Origin of the sequence: Halobacillus massiliensis (assembly GCF_900166625.1) — a bacterium.
Lineage (GTDB): Bacteria > Bacillota > Bacilli > Bacillales > Halobacillaceae > Halobacillus_A > Halobacillus_A massiliensis.
In genome coordinates this window covers 1,733,388-1,754,390 of sequence record NZ_LT800499.1, presented here as the reverse complement: position 1 = coordinate 1,754,390, position 21,003 = coordinate 1,733,388, and the positions used below count along the sequence as shown (strand labels likewise).

General features: G+C 40.9%; 20 protein-coding genes. 5 read left to right on the top strand and 15 right to left on the bottom strand.

The annotated features are described in order from the left end of the window. Positions 1–59: 59 nt before the first annotated feature. From B7E06_RS08655 to B7E06_RS08640, 4 genes are all read right to left on the bottom strand, one after another. Positions 60–731, bottom strand: a complete 672-nt coding sequence (locus B7E06_RS08655) for a PspA/IM30 family protein (protein ID WP_082233595.1) — start codon at positions 729–731, stop codon at positions 60–62. Between the two features lie 15 nt (positions 732–746). Continuing rightward, positions 747–1,256 (bottom strand): DUF4178 domain-containing protein, encoded by a 510-nt coding sequence (locus B7E06_RS08650; RefSeq protein ID WP_082233594.1) that lies wholly within the window; start codon positions 1,254–1,256, stop codon positions 747–749. Between the two features lie 748 nt (positions 1,257–2,004). Further along, positions 2,005–3,123 (bottom strand): alanine dehydrogenase, encoded by a 1,119-nt coding sequence (gene ald / locus B7E06_RS08645; protein WP_082233593.1) that lies wholly within the window; start codon positions 3,121–3,123, stop codon positions 2,005–2,007. 109 nt (positions 3,124–3,232) lie between these two features. Next, positions 3,233–3,991, bottom strand: a complete 759-nt coding sequence (locus B7E06_RS08640) for an SDR family oxidoreductase (RefSeq protein ID WP_082233592.1) — start codon at positions 3,989–3,991, stop codon at positions 3,233–3,235. A 194-nt stretch (positions 3,992–4,185) separates the two neighbouring features. Here B7E06_RS08640 and B7E06_RS08635 point away from each other — a divergent pair, with 194 nt between their 5' ends. Next, positions 4,186–4,638 carry a universal stress protein gene (locus B7E06_RS08635; RefSeq protein WP_082233591.1) on the top strand — a complete coding sequence of 151 codons (453 nt, stop codon included), beginning with the start codon at positions 4,186–4,188 and terminating at the stop codon, positions 4,636–4,638. A 63-nt stretch (positions 4,639–4,701) separates the two neighbouring features. Here the strand turns inward: B7E06_RS08635 and B7E06_RS08630 are convergent, their stop codons facing one another. From B7E06_RS08630 to B7E06_RS08615, 4 genes are all read right to left on the bottom strand, one after another. After that, positions 4,702–5,211 carry a MogA/MoaB family molybdenum cofactor biosynthesis protein gene (locus B7E06_RS08630; RefSeq protein WP_082233590.1) on the bottom strand — a complete coding sequence of 170 codons (510 nt, stop codon included), beginning with the start codon at positions 5,209–5,211 and terminating at the stop codon, positions 4,702–4,704. Then, positions 5,208–6,041 carry an EcsC family protein gene (locus B7E06_RS08625; protein ID WP_342743654.1) on the bottom strand — a complete coding sequence of 278 codons (834 nt, stop codon included), beginning with the start codon at positions 6,039–6,041 and terminating at the stop codon, positions 5,208–5,210. The genes B7E06_RS08630 and B7E06_RS08625 overlap by 4 nt, the downstream gene beginning before the upstream one ends. Before the next feature lie 110 nt (positions 6,042–6,151). Further along, a complete protein-coding gene (locus B7E06_RS08620; protein WP_082233588.1) occupies positions 6,152–7,339 on the bottom strand; it encodes an acetate kinase in 1,188 nt (395 codons plus the stop codon). A 125-nt stretch (positions 7,340–7,464) separates the two neighbouring features. Beyond that, complete coding sequence (locus B7E06_RS08615) at positions 7,465–8,457, bottom strand: class I SAM-dependent methyltransferase (RefSeq protein ID WP_082233587.1); 993 nt, start codon at positions 8,455–8,457, stop codon at positions 7,465–7,467. A gap of 209 nt (positions 8,458–8,666) precedes the next feature. Here B7E06_RS08615 and B7E06_RS08610 point away from each other — a divergent pair, with 209 nt between their 5' ends. After that, positions 8,667–9,470 carry an NAD kinase gene (locus B7E06_RS08610; RefSeq protein ID WP_082233586.1) on the top strand — a complete coding sequence of 268 codons (804 nt, stop codon included), beginning with the start codon at positions 8,667–8,669 and terminating at the stop codon, positions 9,468–9,470. A 193-nt stretch (positions 9,471–9,663) separates the two neighbouring features. Here the strand turns inward: B7E06_RS08610 and B7E06_RS08605 are convergent, their stop codons facing one another. From B7E06_RS08605 to ezrA, 4 genes are all read right to left on the bottom strand, one after another. Then, positions 9,664–11,253, bottom strand: coding sequence for an amidohydrolase (locus B7E06_RS08605; RefSeq protein ID WP_082233585.1), 1,590 nt, complete (start codon positions 11,251–11,253; stop codon positions 9,664–9,666). 69 nt (positions 11,254–11,322) lie between these two features. Then, positions 11,323–12,525: a tRNA uracil 4-sulfurtransferase ThiI gene (gene thiI / locus B7E06_RS08600; RefSeq protein WP_082233584.1), complete on the bottom strand. Its 1,203-nt coding sequence runs from the start codon at positions 12,523–12,525 to the stop codon at positions 11,323–11,325. 14 nt (positions 12,526–12,539) lie between these two features. Next, positions 12,540–13,664, bottom strand: a complete 1,125-nt coding sequence (locus tag B7E06_RS08595) for a cysteine desulfurase family protein (RefSeq protein WP_082233583.1) — start codon at positions 13,662–13,664, stop codon at positions 12,540–12,542. Positions 13,665–13,905: 241 nt separating this feature from the next. Beyond that, positions 13,906–15,597 (bottom strand): septation ring formation regulator EzrA, encoded by a 1,692-nt coding sequence (gene ezrA / locus B7E06_RS08590; RefSeq protein ID WP_082233582.1) that lies wholly within the window; start codon positions 15,595–15,597, stop codon positions 13,906–13,908. A 158-nt stretch (positions 15,598–15,755) separates the two neighbouring features. Here ezrA and hisJ point away from each other — a divergent pair, with 158 nt between their 5' ends. Further along, a complete protein-coding gene (gene hisJ / locus B7E06_RS08585) occupies positions 15,756–16,559 on the top strand; it encodes a histidinol-phosphatase HisJ (RefSeq protein ID WP_082233581.1) in 804 nt (267 codons plus the stop codon). On the opposite strand, the gene refZ is transcribed toward hisJ, so the two are convergent. After that, complete coding sequence (gene refZ, locus B7E06_RS08580) at positions 16,546–17,148, bottom strand: forespore capture DNA-binding protein RefZ (RefSeq protein ID WP_082233580.1); 603 nt, start codon at positions 17,146–17,148, stop codon at positions 16,546–16,548. The genes hisJ and refZ overlap by 14 nt on opposite strands. Positions 17,149–17,271: 123 nt before the next feature. Between refZ and B7E06_RS08575 the strand changes: the two genes are divergently transcribed. Both B7E06_RS08575 and rpsD read left to right on the top strand, forming a co-directional pair. Next, on the top strand, positions 17,272–17,751 hold the full coding sequence (locus B7E06_RS08575; RefSeq protein ID WP_082233579.1) for a GAF domain-containing protein: 480 nt from the start codon (positions 17,272–17,274) through the stop codon (positions 17,749–17,751). 335 nt (positions 17,752–18,086) lie between these two features. Beyond that, positions 18,087–18,689, top strand: coding sequence for a 30S ribosomal protein S4 (rpsD, locus tag B7E06_RS08570; protein ID WP_082233578.1), 603 nt, complete (start codon positions 18,087–18,089; stop codon positions 18,687–18,689). Positions 18,690–18,793: 104 nt separating this feature from the next. Here the strand turns inward: rpsD and B7E06_RS08565 are convergent, their stop codons facing one another. Both B7E06_RS08565 and B7E06_RS08560 read right to left on the bottom strand, forming a co-directional pair. Continuing rightward, on the bottom strand, positions 18,794–20,155 hold the full coding sequence (locus tag B7E06_RS08565; protein ID WP_082233577.1) for a GntP family permease: 1,362 nt from the start codon (positions 20,153–20,155) through the stop codon (positions 18,794–18,796). 62 nt (positions 20,156–20,217) lie between these two features. Further along, positions 20,218–20,964: an IclR family transcriptional regulator gene (locus tag B7E06_RS08560; protein ID WP_082233576.1), complete on the bottom strand. Its 747-nt coding sequence runs from the start codon at positions 20,962–20,964 to the stop codon at positions 20,218–20,220. Positions 20,965–21,003 lie beyond the last annotated feature (39 nt).

Below are 21,003 nucleotides of genomic sequence, written 5' to 3'. Positions count from 1 at the left end.
GCTTGCGCCCCTCCTTTCAAAAAAATGAATTGTGCCTGACAAAGCCAGGCACAATATATTTATTCTTTGTTCATTTTTCTCTTCAGGGCTGCCAGCTCATCATCAATACTGTCTTCCTTATCCAGCTCAGCAAACTCATCATCCAGTGAACGATTTTGTTTTGATAAATCCTCGCTTGTTTCAGCTTCTGCCTCATATTGCATCACTTTTTCTTCCATACGCTCAAAGCCTTGACGTGATTCATCATTGCCGATACTGGACATCGTGCGGTTAATCTTCGTACGCGTTTTTGCCGATTCGGCTCTAGCTTTTAAAGAATCCTTCTTCAACTTCATTTCCTGATATTCTTTTTTCATTTCATCTAGTTTTTGACGAAGAGTTGTAGAATCCTCCTGTGCTCTTTCAAAGGAAGCTTTTAATTGATCCGCCTGTTCCTGATGATTCTTTTTATCTTCTAGTGCTCGTCGAGCTAAATCATCATTCCCTGATTCGATCGCTTTTTCTGCCTGCTGCATACGTTTATCTGCCAGTGCTTGAGCATCATCGTATTTTCTTTTCATCATCTTTTCATTAGCGATCTGTTTAGCTACTGCACTCTCGGCCTCACGAATATCGTTCTCCATGTCTCGCATGAATTGTTCCAGCATTTTTACCGGATCTTCCGCTTTATCAAGCATAGCGTTCAGTTCAGCACCAACGACAGTTTTTACTCGATTAAAAAATTTAAACATTTTGTTGTCCTCCTTCTATTTTGAACCTGCCAGAATTTGAATTTCATATTCCTCTATCTCATATCCAAGGCTTGCCTCAATTTCGCTCCCCCATGATTCTAATGAAAGAGAAGTTTCTTCATCTTTTGAAACATATTCAGCGTACCGGGTTCGGCGGCCATTAATATTTTGACTGCGCCCCTCACCTGTCACATATGCCTCACCTTCCTCATCTTTATGATAAGTCACCCCTTCATACTCCAAATGCGCTGGGAATGAATTTACCGGCAGTTTAATCGTTTCATATATGCCAAGTTCCAATACTTCATCCATTTCAGCAGCCAGCCACCTTACATTTCTTCCTTCAAGCAGCTGATAAGAATACCATTCGTAGGATCCATCACGATAAATAATTTTCCCCACTACTTCATAATCCACCAAGTCATATGTCACGATATCCCCTACCTGAATATTTAATGGAGTTCTTTCTTTTATTTCCGGGGTATTTGTTTTCTTTTTAGAAAACAGCCTTGAAAATAAACTCAAATTCTGCACCTCTCCTTCTACCTTGACCTGCTGTACCTATATGTACGGACTCAAGTCCATATAAGTTTCACTTTTTTTAATTGTATCAGAAAACAACAGAAATTTTGGTTCTGCTGTTTTTTATCAACTAAGCGATTATTGTATATTGGGGGGAAGGTTTTAATAGAAGTCCCTGCTGAAAGATTTTCTTTCACTTTCCCTGGAATAAATAAGTTTCGTTTCACTTGATATTAGAACCGGGCCTGGGGAAGACTCGCTTTCCATGGGCGAACGGTGAGCTTCCGATCAGGCTTTTTTGATTCTCACAAAACGGGAAGAGAGTTCCGTTTGCTTGAATATTGAGAACCGGGCCTGGGGAAAGACTCGCTTTCCATGGGCGAACGGTGAGCTTCCTCGGGCTTTTAGCCCTCCGGGATCTCACCCTGTTCTATCCTCCCATAGGAGTCTCGCCGTTTCCCCTGGCCCTTTATGTTTTTGGAGTAACGGAACCATTGATATAATTCCTTTAGAGAATGAAACTAGAAAGTTCCGTTTAAACCACCAATGGTTAAGAGGCTGGGAAATGGCGTGACTCCTGCAGGGAGATAGAGCCAAGGTGAGATCCGCGAGTGCAACGAGCTAGCTCACCGGTTCTCCGCTTAAAAGCGAGTCATTTCCCAGCCGCTTTTCTCTTGGTACAGTAAACGGAACGGCCATTTTCCTTCTAAATAAAAACAGCAGACGTTTAAGATTCTGCTGTTTACAGTGTCTATTCTGTTAAAAGTTCGATTGCATCAGAGTAGGATAAACCGTGAGCTTCCGCTACCGCTTGGTAAGTTACATAACCATTTAGTGTGTTGATACCCTTATAAAGAGCGGAGTTATCAAGAGAAGCTTTTAAATAGCCTTTATTGGCGATCTGCAAAGCATATGGAACCGTAACATTGGTAAGCCCAATCGTTGATGTCCTCGGAACGGCACCCGGCATATTGGCAACGGAATAATGTAACACACCAAACTTTGTATATGTCGGGTTGTCATGAGTAGTAATTCTGTCTGTTGTTTCAAAGATCCCGCCCTGGTCAATCGCTACATCTACAATCACTGACCCTTCAGGCATATTCTGAACCATTTGCTCTGTAACAATTTTAGGTGCTTTCGCTCCTGGAATCAGTACAGCTCCGATTACTAAGTCAGATTCTTGCAAGGCTTCTTGTATATTTAAAGGGTTAGACATTATCGTATTGATCTCTCTCCCAAAAATATCATCAAGCTGACGGAGACGTTCAGGATTCAAGTCAATAATGGTGACGTCAGCCCCAAGCCCAGCAGCAATTTTTGCAGCATTTGTACCTACGACGCCCCCGCCGAGGACGGTAACTTTCCCTCGTTTAACACCTGGGATTCCTCCAAGCAGGACACCTCTTCCTCCTTGGTTTTTCTCTAAGAATTGAGCTCCAATCTGGGAAGCCATCCGCCCGGCTACTTCACTCATAGGAGTTAACAGCGGCAGGGAGCCGTTATTCAATTGAACAGTTTCATAAGCGATACCTACTACTTTTCTCTCGATTAATGCTTTTGTTAAATCAGGTTCAGCTGCCAGATGCAAGTAAGTAAATAAAATAAGACCTTCATAAAAGTATCCGTACTCCTCAGGAAGCGGCTCTTTAACCTTCATTACCATTTCCTGAGCCCATGCCTCCTGGGCAGTATCTACTAACCTTGCCCCCGCACCTACGTAATGATCATCTGAAAACCCGGAGCCTAACCCGGCACCTTTTTGTATAAATACATCATGACCAGCTTCTATTAAAGTCATAACCCCTGCCGGAGTCATAGCTACGCGATTTTCATTATTTTTAATCTCTGTCGGTACACCTATTTTCATTGAAACCAGCCTCCTAAGCATTTATTAGAAAAACTATTTCTTCGAGCTTTCTTACGCTTTATGTAATCTTTTCATCGTACAAGATTCCAAAGATTACCCTAGCTCTTGTTTAACGATGACGGTGAATTACGTCCAGCCCGCCGGTTACTTCGTAAATTGTACCCGTAATCATATCAGAGTCTTCTTCACACAAGAACAAAATTGTCCGTGCAATATCCTCTCCGGTTCCCGGCCTTCCAATAGGCGTATCAGGGTCTTTGAGTTTTCGTCCATCTTCAATGGAGGCTTCTTTCATTTCTCCTGTTATATTTCCTGGACAAATCATATTTGAAGTAATCCCATGTTCAGCTTCTTCAAAGGCTACACTTTTCGTCAGTGATACCAGTCCCACTTTTGCTGCTGCAAAGGCGGAACGGTAAATCCAGCCAGAGGCACTGTCTGCTCCTTGAAATCCGTAATTAATAATTCGTCCAAACTTTTGTTTCCTCATATGTGGAATCGTTAACTTAAGAAGATCGAAGGCTGAATCTAGGTTTCCACGAATCATCGAATTCCATTCATCCTTCGAATAATCCATTAATTTTTTTCTTTCGAAAATGTAGGGACCCGCATTATTGATTAAAAAATCTACACGGCCGAACCGTTTAATGGCCTTATCCACTAATTGTTTAAGGTCTCTTTCTTCTCGTACATCAACTCTGACTAATTGAATTCTATCTTTCTGCTCAGGAAAATCCTTAACCAGCTGTTCTGCTCGCGCAGAATCAGTCAGGTATGTAACCGTTACACTATGACCTGCTTTTAAAAAACCCTCCGTTACCTTCCGGCCCAATCCTTTAGTACCTGCAGTGATAATAGCGTGGCGCAACACGGCAACCTCCTTACTACAAACTCTCTATCAGTATTCCTCTGATATTTATACTTTACAACAACTAACCGATAAACATCATTTTAAACGCTTGGCTGATGGCTCTTTTGTTCACAATTCTCTCTTATTCCTCTGGCATGACTGCTGGATAATCATGATATAATAAAGGTAATAAACGGAAGGGAGTGTCTTTTATGCCACATGAATACAAACATATAGTTGTAGCAGTTGACGGTTCTGAAACAGCAGAGGTCGCCTTTAAAAAAGCAATTGATATTGCTAATAGAAACGATGCCGAGCTTGTCTTATCTCACGTTGTGGATACACGGGCTTTTTCTACAGTGGAAGCATATGATCGTTCCTTAGCCATTCGGGCAGAGAAATACGCCAAGGAACTTCTCAGTGAGTATCAAGAAAAGGCTGAAAAGGCAGGAGTCCTTAATGTAAAAGTTGACATAGAATATGGTTCTCCTAAAGTAAAGATCGCCAAAGATGTGGCTCCCAAGTATAACGCAGACTTGATTATCTGTGGCGCCACGGGCTTAAATCTGATGGAAAGGTTCTTTATTGGAAGCGTTTCCGAGCATATAACCAGGTATGCGAAATGTGATGTCCTTGTCGTCAGAGAAAATATATCAAAAGCCTGACCGTTAAAAGAGCCTTCCAGCAGCCAACGCCGACCGCTGGAAGGCTGACCTTGTTATTTGAACTTACAGATCCTTTTTTATTTCTTTAATAATATGGCTCAATTCAGGTAAAATTAACTTATGTAAAGCGAGGCGGACAGCGCCGGTAGATCCAGGAATGGAAAAAACCATAGTATTGTTTGCGACTCCAGCTGTTGCTCTTGAAAGGATTGCAGCTGATCCGATATCCTCCTTATAACTGAGAGTCCGAAATATTTCTCCGAATCCTGGCATGTCCTTTTCAAAAAGCGGGGAGACTGTTTCAATTGTCACATCTCTTTTAGCCATACCTGTTCCGCCGTTTATTATGACAGCTTCAACATCCTTCTTTGCAATTCCACTCTCTACAGCCTGTCTGATTGCTTCCTTTTCATCTCTTACAATTTTATAATCACTAATTTGATGATTTCTTTCTAATAAAAGTTTTTTAATAGTAGTTCCGCTCTTATCGGTTTCTTCCGTTCTTGTATCACTGACTGTGATTACCATACATTTAACCGCTGATTGTTTTTTTTTATGCTCTGATACACTCAATTTCCTTCCTCCTCCAATAAGTATCGGTATTGATAAAACTTCGTGGCAAATTCAGCTACCTGTTTTGTTAAGCTGTAATTTGCCTGTGCTCCGATTGCCACACTAATTAACGGAATTCCCTGAAATAGTTTTTTCCTAAACATCATAATAAATAAGGACTTAAACACCTGCTTAAGAGGCTGCTCCAGCCATGTTTGATCAGTTAACCGGTCATCTCCTAAATAAACATACGCACTCTCTTTGTTTTTAATTTCTTCCACGAGTTCCTTCCACGCTTCGGCCTGAAGCCTCTTAGGAAGAGTTGCAGCATGAAAAAGCTTTAAAGAAAGCATCATTTCGTAAGGATGGTTCATTTCATGACCGAACGTAAGTCCAATCAGCTGGACTGTTCGTAAATTAATGGTAACCATAAGCGGAAAATCAATGCTTAGCAGCAGCCAGCCCCCTGTTCCCGTTACGCCTCCTTGGGCGAAAGCGTAAAGCCTGCTTTTAGCTGTCTGTTGATTGGCAATATAGGTTAGCTGGTCAATTGTAAGCTGCTTCATTTCCCAAATTTCTTTAATATCTCCTGAAAAAACTCTGCCGACGGAAAGGATTCTGGCCCTTGCATCTTCCTGAAAACTTGAACCCTGCAAAAAGGCATGAGTGTGAAAAAGCCAATTATCAAGCTTGGAGAAGAACTTGCTTTTTATATCCGGATTAATCTGTGATATCGACTGATTGATCCAATTGGAGCAAATCATTTCAAAATCATTCGCTTCATAATTAGCCTGACGTTTCTCCCACAGCTCTATATTCTCTGCTACCCGCTGCTTTGACAAACTTATCACTCCTCTGGAATCAGCTGCTATTCTTATTGTATCCTGATTATCTTCATTTGAGAAATAGTCCTTAAAATTTATCAAAAAAAACAGGCTGGAATAAAACCAGCCTGTTTGCTTTATAGTCCTTTTTCAACTGTATCTCTTGCGATCATAACTTCTTCATTGGTTGGAATTATCATAACTTTAACCGGAGAGTGAGGGTAGTTAACAAACGCTTCTTTTCCTCGAACCTGGTTTAAGGAAGGATCCCAATAAACTCCCATAAATTCAAGTCCTTTAAGAACCCGCTCACGCATAGTGACACTGTTTTCACCTACACCTGCAGTAAAGATAATCCCATCAATTCCGTGCATACGTGCTGCATAGGAACCGATATATTTGTGAATTCTCGCTGCGAATACTTCAAGGGCAAGTTCAGCACGCTCGTCTCCATCATTCGCTTTTTTCTCGATATCACGAAGATCGCTGGAGAACCCTGACAGTGCAAGCATTCCACTTTCTTTATTTAATACATTCATAACTTCAGCAGCCGTCTTCCCTGTTTTCTCCATAATAAAAGGAATTAAAGCAGGGTCAATATTTCCAGAGCGTGTTCCCATTGTGACACCTGCCAACGGTGTAAATCCCATGGAAGTATCAATAGATTTTCCGCCTTCAATCGCTGCAATACTTGCTCCGTTACCTAAATGGCAGGAAAGCAGACGAAGCTGATCAAGCGGACGCCCAAGCATTTCTGCGGCACGCTCGGATACATACTTGTGGGAAGTTCCGTGGAAACCGTACTTACGAATACCGTACTTTTCGTAATATTCATATGGCAGGCTGTAAAGATAAGACTGTTCCGGCATAGACTGATGGAAAGCCGTGTCAAAAACTGCCACATGAGGGACATTAGGCAGAACTTCACGAAAGGCATTAATGCCTGTTAAGTTTGCTGGGTTATGCAGCGGCGCTAAATCTGACACTTCCTGAATCTCTTTAATTACTTCCTCTGTAATTAGCACAGACTCACTGAAGCGTTCACCTCCGTGTACGACACGGTGCCCAACCCCGTCAATTTCATCGAGTGACTGAATAATGCCATGAGCTGTCAACTTTTCAAGCAGCATTTTAACAGCTACTTCATGATCTTCGATTTCTGTAACTGTTTCATCTTCTTTATCATCAAATTCGATCGTAAAAATTGAATTATTTAAACCGATTCTTTCAACTAATCCTTTAGTAATAACAGTTTCTTCCGGCATTTCAATTAATTGAAATTTCAAGGAAGAACTTCCTGCATTAATTGCTAATATATTGTTCAACGTTGTTCATCCCCTTAATAATAGGCTCGCTTCTTTCTACCATAACCATTTAACCACCCGAAACTGCCGATTTCAAGACATGAAACTAGTGATAACGTTTACTTTATATATTCTTTATTTTCTCACTATTTTGCCGTTTTATAGTCTTTAAACCACTGGTTAATCTGTCCAATAATATCAGCCATAGCCTGCGGGCTCTTGAAGGATGGAAGCTTAGCTAATAATGCCTGCTTCGGAGGTTTTGCCTCTCCTCCTTTTTTCTGGAGAATTAATATACTTTTTCCATGTTTTTCATCTTTAAACAAGGAATCCGAAAGCTGAAGCATTCCTACAATATGGGCCTCTTCTCTCAAGAAAGAATTAAGCTGATGAGACTGATCACTATCGAAAAGAAAATTCGGCACAATATACATTAAGTAACCGTCTGGCTTAGTATAGGTTAAACTCTGTTCAATAAACAGGTGATGAGCATAAGAATGATCTTCCTCTGCTTTCAGCTGGTATTTAGCTGCCTGGACATCATCTGGATAATAGCCGACAGGCAGATCTGAAACTACGAAATCCACCGGCTCCAGCAGGAAAGGGCGGAGACTATCCTGATGGAAGAATTCAATCTTATGTTTTTGCAGATTCGCATTAGCGACTGCCAGCTGAATGAGTGTCTGGTCTACTTCACTTGCATATGACTGTATCTCTTTATCTTCGAGCTGGTTTAGAACTGAAGTCAACAGGTTAGCTGTTCCAGATGCAGGATCAAAGATCTTAAAACTTTGCTTATCTTCAAGCAATTTAGAGCTTAGATATCCCATGAACATCGCTACAGCATCCGGTGTCACTAAGTGCTGCTGCTGAACGCCGCCTTTCATTCCTTTTAAAATCGCAAGCTGAACAGCCTTTCGCAGTTCTTCCTTTGAAAATTTATCTTTTTTTATTTGGGTCAGCTGATTCAGAAGAAAACTCTGTACATTATCTGGAATATCCTCAAACGGCTTTCCATTTGATAAAGTATCCATTGATTCGGTTACTGCTTCTAAATACGTAATCTCCAAATCTTTCTCTAATCCCTCTGAAGTTTCATCAAACCACTTAAACAACTGTTCTACATGCTCTTGTCGCATCCATATAAACCCCCTAGTATCACATAAAAAGACGCCCTTGCTTCTTCCAACAACGGGGCGTCCCTTCTAAGCGCTCTTATAGTCTATAGTTGATCATAAATGATTTTACGGTTGACTTCAAGAATTCGATATCTCTCCGTATGTCAGCTATCTATTCATGAAGCTAAATGATAAAATACAGAAAGATATAGTATTAAGGAGGTTATTCGATGTCCAACCAACGCAGAAATCTTTACTTTTACTACCCGCCGGACAAACAACTTGATGAAAAATTAGAACCTTTATTTAAGTTAGCAAAAGAAAATAATTTCTCAATTGTTGAGAATGCTAAGAATGCCAACATTATTATTTCTGTTGGAGGTGACGGGACTTTCCTTCAGGCTGTCAGACAAACGGGTTTTCGACAGGACTGCCTTTATGTAGGCATAAGGCGCGATGATGAAGCCGGTCTTTATTGTGATTTTAACCTTGATAACTATGATGAAATGGTAAATTCCATGATGTATGAGGAACTGGAAGTCCGACGCTTTCCCATGATTGAAACTACCGTCAATGATGAATCTACCTTCTGCTGCCTGAATGAATGCAGTGTCCGCTCCACCTTGATTAAATCAATTGTGATTGATGTATATATCGATGATATCCACTTTGAAACATTTCGTGGAGATGGGCTGATTGTTGCTACACCTACAGGAAGCACAGGCTATAACAAGTCCACGAAAGGAGCAGTCGTTGATCCGAAGATCCCTTGTTTTCAGGTGAGCGAGCTTGCTTCCTTAAACAACAACCGTTACCGTACACTGGATTCTTCTTTTATTCTAGGTTCGGAGCGTACATTGAGACTGAAAGTGATTCAGGATGGCAATGACTTTCCGGTCATCGGTATGGATAATGAAGCACACTCTATACGTAATATTCGCGAGCTTAAAATTCAATTGAGCGATAAAATTATTAAGACGGTTAAGCTTAAAAATAATTCATATTGGGAACGTGTTCAGCGCACGTTCCTATAAAAAAGCGACAATAAATCTACAGTTTTACAATCGAATAAATTATATTTAAAAGACCCTTAAAATTCATTAGAAAAATCCGAACTATTGCAAGTTCTTAAAGTGAACTGCTTGATAGTTCGGATTTTTTAATACTCAAATACTTTCTCTCCCTTTGATTACGGCCGATTGAGAAAATACCTTCTAATCATCTCCATTAAAACCTCTGATACATGATATCCTCGTCTACCACAGTGAGTACTACGGTAGCTTCGGCCAGTTCGTGAGATTTAACAGTAAAAAGATCGCGGTCAAGAACAGTAAAGTCAGCGGTGTAGCCGGGAGCGATAACACCCTGAGTGTGTTCCCGGCCAATCGCGTGTGCGCTTCCTTTCGTATATAAAGAAATGGCTTCAAAAACCGATAGTCTTTCTTCCGCCTGGTATACTTGGTGATCATAGCTGGCGCGTCGCTCTACTGCAGCACGTATCCCTAGAAGAGGATTTATCTCTTCAATAGGAGCATCTGATCCTCCTGCACAAATAATTCCGGAATCGATCAGCGTCTTCCAGGAATATGCGGTTTTCAGTCTCATATGTCCAAGACGATCTATTACCCAGGGAAAATCAGAAGCGACAAACGTAGGCTGTATGTCTAATATAATGTTCAAATTTTTCATTCTTTCAATTAAAGACGGGTTAAGGATTTGAGCATGAATCAGTCTGTCCCGTTCTCCTGTCTTTAAAGGATGTTCACTTAAAACATTTATAACAGCTTCAGCTGCCCCGTCTCCAATTGCATGAACGGCTACCGGCATATTTCGTTTCCTTGCTTTTAAGACAAGCTCTGTTAATTCTTCTTTCGTATGAATGGCAACCCCGTAATTACCAGAATCATCCGCATATTCTTCCTTCAGCCATGCTGTCCTTCCGCCAAGAGCTCCATCAGAAAAGATTTTCAAAGCCCCTAATTCTACATATTCACTTCCTTTTTTAAAACCCATTCCTTCCCGGTCAACGTCCTCTATGACTCCATGATGTACGAGCAGATGGGCACGGAATTTTACCTTTTCTCCATCAATTGTATTTTGGAAGGCATCAAGTGTCTTTTTAAAACCACCATAATAATTCAAATCCTCACTATGTCCTCCAACAAGTCCATAAGCATGCATATCCTTGACAGCCAGTTCAGCTGCTTTTTCCAAATATTGCGGAGTCACTTCAGGCATTGCTTCTTTAATCAAATCCTGAGCCTGATCATGAAAATATCCTGTGGGTTCACCGAATTCATCTTTTACAATTACACCGCCCTGAGGATCGTGTGTATTAGCAGAAACCCCAGCTAGCTCAATCGCTTTTGAATTGGCTAATAAGGCATGACGACAAACACGGGTAAGCATAATGGGATGATCAGTTGATATTTCATCTAGCTCATTTTTATGTATGATTCGCTTATCTACCCATTGATTCTCATTCCATCCGTCTCCTACAATCCAATCACCAGGCTCCACTTGTTCAGCATACTGGCTCAGCGCCTGTTTGACTTCTTCTGCAGACTTCATAAACATTAAATCCAGTCGCATAAGCCTCTCCCCATGCCCCATAATGTGCAGGTGGCTGTCAGTAAAGCCTGGGTACATGACAGAACCTTTTAAATTGTGTTCTTCTAAAATTCTATCCTTGTACGCGGAATATAAATCCTGGGTATCGCCTGTTGCTACAATACGTCCGTTGTCAGTAACTACGGCTTCTACCCAGTCCCCTTCCTCAATCATCGTGTAAATTTTGCCTCCATACCATAGTTTCATAATGGAAACTCCTTTTATTCGTAAAATATAAGCCCACTATGATTCATAGTGAGCTTTTTTGTTTCTTTATTATAACAGATCTTCAAATAGATCTTCTGCTTTTTGCTCAGCAGACACTTCGATCATTTCTGTTAGTGCCACAGCTTTTTCAATGTCTTCTTCAAAAGAGACACTTGACTCGTAGTAACTTGCATTTTCCCTTGTCGGCTTCGTCTTAGGAGCTTTCGGTACAAAAATTGTACAGCAGTCCTCATAAGGAAGTGTAGAAATTTTGTATGTTTCGATTTTGCGTGAGATTTCAATGATATCCAGCTTATCCATGGCAACTAACGGACGAATGATTGGATAATTGGTTACCTCATTAATGGCATTCATACTTTCCATCGTCTGGCTTGCAACTTGACCAAGGCTTTCTCCAGTAGTCAATGACAGGATTTCTCTTTTTTGGGCGATTCTTTCACTAATTCTCATCATCATGCGTCTCATAATTGTCATGCCATATCCCTCTGGCATTTCTCTATGAATTTTCTGTTGCAGCTCAGTAAAAGGAACGACATGGACCACAATATTATGACCATAGCTGGAAAGCCCTTTTGCCAAATCGAGCACTTTCTGCTTAGCTCTTTCACTCGTGTAAGGAGGGGAATGAAAGTGAACAGCCTCAATCTGAACGCCGCGTTTCATTGTTAAATATCCGGCAACCGGACTATCGATACCTCCAGAAAGCATAAGCAGCGATTTGCCGGATGTTCCTACTGGAAGACCGCCTGCCCCTGGTATATCGCGTGAAGTAATATAAGCGGCATCATTTCTTACTTCTATTTTCAATTCTACATCCGGGTTATGAACATCTACCGTAACACCCTCTGTGTTAGCTAAAATATGGCCGCCTACTTTATAATTTAAATCCTGTGACGGGATGGGAAAACTTTTATCCGCTCTCCTTGAAGAAACTTTGAATGTTTTTACAGTTGGATCCTCAAGAAGAGCAAATAAAGCAGCATCTTTAATTAATTGTTCTTCTTTGTCCGTTTTGACCGCAAAACTTAAGGAGTGGATACCAAAGACTTTCTTACACTCCTCCATAACCGTATGTGGATCTTCTCCATTCAGAAGAACATACATGCGGTCTTTTCTTTTCTTTACTCTCGTCCGGTCAAATTTACTTAACTTTTTGATAAGCTGGTTTTGAAGCTTTCTCTCGAAATACTTTCGGTTTTTCCCCTTTATAGCCATTTCCCCATAACGTATCAAAATATGATCAAACTCCATATTATACTTCCTTTCTATCTTTTCAAGTAACGAATTACCTCTTCTAATTGTTTTATAAAAACTTCAGCTTCCCCCATTGAATTACGATAAGACAGACTGATTCTGAGTGCGGAAGTTGTGATTTCAGGATCGAGGCCGCATGCTGCAAGGACTGTACTTACATCAGGCTCTTTTGATGAGCAGGCGGATTTAGTAGAAATATAAATGTCTCGCTCTGCCAAAGCATGAACGACGACCTCGGGTTTTAAACCGGGAATGGAAATATTTAAAATGTGAGGACTGCCATTTTCAGGTGAATTAACCTTTACAAAATGGCTTAACTCTTTCCTTAAATAATTTCGAATCCCCATCAGATGATGATGAGAATCTTTTTTCTCTTCCTGAACGAGCCTCAACGCCTTTGCAAAAGCCACCATTCCAGGTAAATTTTCTGTACCTGAGCGAAGATTACCTTCATGTCCTCCTCCGTGAAAAAGTGGAAACAAACGAATCCCTTTTCTTACATAAAGAAGACCTGTCCCTTTAAGCCCATGGATTTTGTGCCCGGACATTGTACATAAGTCTACCTTAAAATCCCTGATGGAAAAAGGAATTTTAGCTACTCCCTGGACATGATCGACATGAAATAGCAGTTTCGGATAATGGCTGGCGATCTCTCCGATCTCTTCTATCGGCTGAACTGTGCCGATTTCATTGTTAACAGACATTACACTAATTAATATAGTGTCTTTCCGAATCACCTTCTTAATTTCCTCAGGATTTACCCGTCCTGTGTGATCCACCTTCACATAAGTTACCTCAAACCCCATTTGTTCAAGTGCTTTGAATGCTTCCATTACGGAAGGATGTTCGACTTTTGTCGTAATTAAATGTTTTCCTCGATTTCTATATTGAAAAGCCGTGCCTTTAACAGCTATATTATTGGCTTCTGTGCCACCTGAAGTATAAACCACTTCTTCCGGAAGAACATCCAGCCTGTCAGAAATAGACTCTCTCGTTTTTTCCATCAGCTTTTCAGCTTCAAGGCCAAGCTGGTGCACGGAAGATGGATTGGCAAAGTAACGTGTGGCCGCCTGCTGGTAAGACTGCAGGACTTCAGGATGTGGCTGTGTAGTTGCACTATTGTCAAAATAAATCATATTACTTTCCCCTTTTTAAAAATGCCGTCTGCTTTTATCCTGTTCCTTACTATAAAAATAAACCATAGGAACATGAAAATAGCTAGCCCCTAATCGAGGCTAGCTTTATAATTAACGAATTCTTAACTTCTACTTAATCCGAACTAATCTACACTTTCTTATATCATTCTCCCACTTTTTCGTCAATACTGACGTCCTGCGGAAAGTGATCAACAAGGAGTAAAGAAATGTTTCATACTCATTAAATAGGAACTTCTTCTTTTTCTTCAAGCTTCGATAAACCGCCTGGTTCCACTTCTTCAAGAGCCGCAGCAGCTTTCTCAAGTGCTTCTTCATAACGATATGCTCTAAAATCATTCTCCGCTTCAAGCAGCTTTGCCGCTATTAAAGGGTACTGGCTGCGGTAACGGTTTGTGTACTGAATCACTTTCTCTGACATATAAGCCTGATGAAGTAATGCTTTAGCCTGGCTGTTCACTAATTCAGCATGCTTCATTGCTTCTTCAAGCTTTTGATGAACATTCACCATGTTAAGCGGCTGCTTCTCCAGGGTTAGAAAAACTTCATCAATATGCTCACTAGCCCGCTGCATCCCTTCAAAAAACTGTGCTGGAATTCCTGGAAGGTTGCTTCTCTTCAAGCGACGGTCCGTGTCATTCACCAGTTGTTCCATTTCGGAAAGCTGTTGTTTTGCATCAAGTTCATCCCTGCGCAGGGCTTGAACTCTCTCACTGAAGATCTGATGTTTCTCCTTAAGCTCTTCTACTTGCTCTTTAATAACATCTAATTCACCTCTGATCTCCGAATAAGCAGTTTCTTCATCTGAACGCTTTTTATCAAAGGTGAGATACTTTTTCTTTAATTGAGACATAAGCTGTTCAATGCCATGATAGGATTCCATATCTTCCTCTTCCATCTGATAAGCAATACGCAATTCCTCGATATCGTACTTTGTCTCAAGAACAAGTTCTTCAAGCTCCTCCAGCTGAAGCTGAAGAGATGGATGATGCTGGTCAACATAGCTGTGAGCCAACGCTTCTTTTTCCAGTTCCTGGTATATTTCTTGGATCCTGGGTTCTACTTCATCAATCAGTGACTGAACATCCTCGCTCTGCCCTTTCTCAAGACGAGCAGTATGCCCCTTAAGGAGCTCACGATAGTTATCAATTTCCGGCTCCAGTCCTAAATGCCTCACACGATAACCGTCCTCTTCCATCTCTTCAATGCCGTTAGAAAGCTCTCTTAACTGTTCAGGCAGCTCCTTTTGGGTTTTCCTTAAAAGGTCTGGAAAAACCGCAAGCTCTACTGAAAGAGCTTCAAGCTGCTCCCTTATCAACTGCACGAGATTGTTCGCTTCCATATAATTACCTTGGACCACAAGCTCCTCATAATGCTTGAGCCCTAATTCAAGCTCTTCCGCTCTGTCTTCAAAAACTTTGGCAGCTTTTCCAAATTGGTGACGGCTATGTATAAGCGATTTTTTTAATTCCTTTATTTCCGGCTGTAAAACCTCGATTTCAAGTCGGCTGTTCTTCTCTGAATCCAGAAGATCTTCCAACTCTTTAAACATGGCTGCAATATCTTCTTCTATCGCCTGCAGCTTTTGTTCAGAGAGGTTTAGCACTTTTTTCACTTTATTCAGTTTATAACGGTCCGCTGCTTCTTCTGCTTCAAATAAGTCCTCTTCCAAATTAGGAAGTTCCTTTGTAAGAATTTTGTCCCAGCGCTCCCTCCAGGCTTCAAACCTTTCCTGAGTTTCGCCGGAGAGGTTAAGGGCTTTGACCCTGGACAGCTCGTCCGAAACATTCCTATGCATGATGTCCATTTTCCAGCCTTCTAAACGATCAACTTCATCATACACTCTCTTGCGCCAAATTAATCCTGCAATTATTAGCGCTATCAGCACTAATATTCCCCCGATAACGTACCTCATAGATAGCCTCCTTACAAATCCTCAGCAACGATTCTCTGTCGTTAAAAAATTAATTTTTGTTGTCTATTATGATACCATGAGAAGAGTTAATTTTGCTAAATTATTTCAAATTAATTAATAGATTTACAATAATTTCAATCGAAGAAGGAGGATTTAGCATGCTGGATGGACATGTCCATACGCCCTATTGTCCCCATGGTTCAAAAGCTCCGTTTGAAAAATATATTGAAGAAGCCATTAAAGCCGATTATGAGTCTTTAACATTTGCCGAGCATGCACCTCTTCCCGAAAACTTTACTGATCCTGTGCCGGCTAAAGACAGCGCCATGGACCGTCAATTGGTAGAGAGTTATATTAAAGAAATCGAAGCCCTGAAAAAATCATATTCCTCCCAGATTGAAATCAAACTTGGTTTTGAGGTTGATTTCATTAAAGGATACGAAAAAGAAACGGAAAACTTTTTAAATGAGTATGGCAGCCGACTGGATGACAGCATATTGTCCGTCCATTTCCTTCCATTAGGAAAGCAGTGGTTTTGTATTGATTACAGCCCAGAGGTTTTCTCAGACGCTTGTAAGGCGGCAGGATCGATCGATCAGTTATATAGACTTTACTATTCCCTTTTAACAGACTCTGTCCGAGCAGATTTAGGCCGTTATAAACCTCAGAGAATAGGTCACATGACTCTGATTAGAAAATTTCATTACCTGTTTCCTTCACCGGATAAATGGAACCAGTATGCCAAATCATTTCTCAATACTGTTTATGAAGAGAAGCTTCAGCTGGATTACAATGGAGCCGGCCTTGTAAAAGAACATTGCCGGGAATCATATCCTCCTGAAAACCTCGCTTTAGAGGCATACGAAAAAGGCATCAGCCTAATTTACGGTTCTGATGCCCATCATCCAAATGGTATCAAACAGGGATATGATAAACTGAAGCAATCGATCATGAAAGGATAGCTTTTTCTCTGCTTTTCGGTTGTTTTTTGATCATTAATTCAGCATACATGTTCACGAAATGCTGTATCGATTCTTCCGTCATATGTGCCTCAAGTTCCTGAGGCATCATGTATGGGACATTGATTAATCCTTTAAATTGAAGCAGGTAAAGATTTTCTCTATAGGTAAGGTCTCTTTTATGGTTTTTCTGAAAAAGCAGTTGTGCAAGAAGATGGTTTTCTTTTGCAAGATAGGTTACCAGCATCTCTTTGGCAAACACCGTATTTAAAGAAAGTTCACGATAAACTAAACAAGACAGTTGATAATTGATCTGTTTATAATGTAAAATTCCTTTAATTAATGGCAGCAGATCGGTTACATGGCCCTTGTCTGCTTCCTGCTCAATCATTTCAAGGTAAGGTTCAAAATAATGGATAGCCAGTGACTCGAATAAGCCTTGCTTACTTTTGAAGTAATAATGAATCAAGGAGACATTAACATTCGCCATTTTAGCGATGTCCCGAACAGAAGTCCCATTAAAACCATTGCTGTAAAACAAGCGACAGGAAACATCTAACACTTTTTGTCTTGTATTCATTTCGCGGTTCATATTGGATTCCTCCCTACTATAGAGTTTTCGAGGTTTTCGCTCATAATCCTTTAGGAATCGTACATCAATAACCGACATGTTCAGCAGACGCATGTCGAAACAACCATAAGAGGAGGAAATATTATGTTTCAAGCTACTCAATATAAAGGTACAAAAGAAGAACAGTATCAGCTGCTCATTAAACAACTGGATGCCCTATTAACAGATGAGCCAGATGCCATCGCTAATCTATCAAATGCTTCCGCCCTATTAAATCAATTTCTCGAAGACACAAACTGGGTAGGCTTTTACATTTGGAGAGAAAATGAACTAGTCCTCGGACCATTTCAAGGATTACCAGCTTGTGTAAGAATCCCTTCAGGCAAGGGAGTATGCGGCACGGCGGTCTCTGAACAGAAAACACAGCGTGTGGATGATGTAAATCAATTCCCCGGCCACATCGCTTGTGATGCGGCCAGTCAGTCAGAAGTAGTTGTACCCATTTTAAAAGATGGGGAGATATTTGGAGTCCTCGATATCGACAGTCCTTCAGTCGGCCGTTTTGACGAAACAGACGAAAAATATTTAACAGAGTTTGTAAAAACTTTAGAAAAACATTTATAGAATAGGAAAAAGCTTTCAGAATTTTTTCTGAAAGCTTTTTTCTATTAAACCTTCTTTTCTGAAGAAATTTTAAACCTGCACTTTTAAAATTTCTTCTCATGCAAATACGAATAAAGGTTGACTTTCAACTGATAAAACATATATAATAGCCTTTGTGTAAAATAAACGGCAGCCTATGTGAATCCGGCGACTGTTTCATTTTATTCCTCATTTAAGAGGTGCATCGTGTAACTCTCTGCTGCTGGAGCGATGGTGCATGAAAATAAAATGTGCAGCGTTATTTGGAACACACTGTTTTTATTTTATGCAAAATAAAATAAAAGGAGGAAATACCTATGGCACGTTATACAGGTCCAACCTGGAAAAAATCACGTCGTTATGGCATTTCTTTAAGCGGAACTGGTAAGGAGCTTGACAAGCGCCCTTACGCTCCCGGACAACACGGTCCAAACCAACGTAGAAAACTTTCTGAGTACGGTCTTCAGCTTCAGGAGAAGCAGAAGCTTCGTTTCATGTACGGATTGACAGAGCGTCAATTCCGTCGCCTATTCGAAGAAGCAGGTAATATGAGAGGTATCCATGGTGAGAACTTCATGATTCTTCTTGAGTCCCGCTTGGACAACCTTGTTTACCGCTTAGGTCTTGCTCGCACTCGTGCTCAAGCACGTCAGCTAGTAAACCACGGCCACGTAACTGTAGATGGCGGACGCGTAGACATCCCGTCTTACCGTGTGAAGCCTGGTCAGGTTATCGCCCTTCGTGAAAAATCTCAAAACTTAGACATTGTACAGGAAGCAGTTGAAGTAAACAACTTTGTTCCTGAATATGTTACTTTTGATGAAGAAAAACGTCAGGGAACATTTTCCCGTCTTCCTGAGCGTTCCGAGCTTCCAGCTGAAATTAACGAAGCTCTTATCGTAGAATTCTACTCTCGTTAATAGTAGTCTTTCATTAAAAACCTCGCTGTTTATAAAAACAGCGAGGTTTTTCTTTTTGGGGAATACAACTATATGACCGGTACATTAAAAGGGCTTCTGTCCTTCTAAATAAAAAGACTGACAATAAGGGTCATTCCAAAACCTACAAAAGCTATAATTGTTTCCATAACTGTCCAGGACTTAAGCGTATCCTTTTCCGTTAAACCAAAGAACCTGTTAACCATCCAGAAACCGGAATCGTTAACGTGTGAAGCAATTGTCGCACCTGATGCAATTGTAATTACGAGTAATGCAAGCATTGGCCCCTCGATACCTAGTGTATCTATAATTGGGGTGATTAAGCTTGCTGCCGTTACCATAGCCACTGTTGCTGAACCTTGGGCTATCCGGACAGCAGAAGCCACGAGAAAGGCAAATACAATTACGGGCATATTAAGGTCACTCATCGTATTAGCAAGAATATCTCCTATACCAGTTTCAACAAGTACTTGTCCAAATACACCACCTGCTCCTGTAATTAAAATAATGATACCTGCAGGCTCCAATGCTTTCGTTGCGATCTGTTGAATTTCTTCCTTAGTATGACCACGTCGAATTCCCAGTAAATAAAAAGTGAGCAGCGCTGTAATAGTTAATGCTACTCCTGGATCTCCAATAAATGTGACAACAGAAAGACCTAGACTTCCTTCATCCAGCAACAGACTTCCAAACGTATTTAAAAGGATAAGAACTAAAGGTAACAATATAAGAGATCCAATCAATCCAAAGCTTGGCAGATCCTTGTCGTATGTTTTCCCTCTGGCATCCTCCGCCATATTTTCCAGCATCTCTTTTGGCACATTCACATGAATTTTTTTAGCAATATATGTACCAAATACAGGCCCTGCAAGAATAGCAGCAGGAGTACCAGCAATAAATCCAAATAAAATCACCCAGCCGATATTAGCGTTTAGCAGTGAAGCCACCGCAATTGGTCCTGGCGTAGGCGGTATAAAACTATGAGTGACCGCAAGACCTGCTAGCAAAGGAATTCCATAATAGAGTAAGGATTTCCCTGTTTTTTGTGCCAGGCTGTATAGAATCGGAACGAGGATGACAAAAGCAACATCCAGAAAAACTGGAATTGAAATAATAAAACCAGTTAACACGAGTGCCCAGTTTACTCGTTCTTCTCCAAACTTGTTCATAAGAGTGAGTGCAAGACGTTCGGCTCCCCCGGAGGCCTTCAGAATTTCACCAAACATCGCCCCAATTCCGATAATGATCGCTACTTCGGCTACTGTCCCTCCCATTCCTTCAGACACGGCAGTAAGTACATCAGAAGGGCTCATACCTGATAAAAGACCTACGATATAACTGACAAGGATCAGAGCAATAAAAGCCTGAAGCTTCGTTCTAATCACAAGAAATAGCAGCAGCCCTACACCAAATACAGCAAGTAATATTAATCCAGCAGTACTAGACATCTTATTCTCTCCTCTGCAGCGGGCATAAATGCCCGCTTTTATTTCTTTTCTAAACCAATTTGTTAATAGCCATTTTGTTCGGATATTTTCCGTGCTGTTAATAAAAGCTCTTCAATTAATTTTTCGCGACGGACCATCATTCTTCTTTTAGGACCGGCAACACTTACAGCAGCAATCATTTCTCCGGCCGCATTGTAAATGGGAGCAGCCAGACAGTACAGCCCAGTTTCATTCTCTTCATCATCAATCGCAAAACCCTTTCGCCTAAATTGAACGAGCTGCTGTTTAAGAAGCTCCGGATCAGTAATTGTATTTTTCGTAACCTCCACCAATTCCAGGTCTTTAAGCACTTCATTTGAAACTTCTTCAGGAAGAAATGCTAGAAAAGCTTTTCCAAGTCCAGTGCAATACAGAGGTTTTCTCATCCCAATCTGAGCACCTGTGCGAACCGATCGATAGTTGTCCACCTTGGCTGCATAGACCATCTCCCGCTCGATCATAACCGCCATAAAAACTGTCTCTTCCGTCTTCTCCATCAGAGTTCTCAAATAAGGCTGCGCCTCTACATTTACATCCATGATCTCCAGCGCTTTTGTACCTACCTGGATGAGCTTTGGTCCCAGCTTATAAGTCTTTCTCTCTGTTACTGAAAGGTAATGCCGCGCACACAGTGTCTGAACTAAGTGAAACGTACTGCTTTGAGGCATTGACAGCTTCTCTGCTATATCCTTTGGAGTTAGACCTGTCGGATAATCCTTCAATAATTCAAAAATGCTCATCACTCGATCAGCCGATTTAACGATCGCCATATATACCTCCTTTTTATTCACATATGTGAATTTAAATTT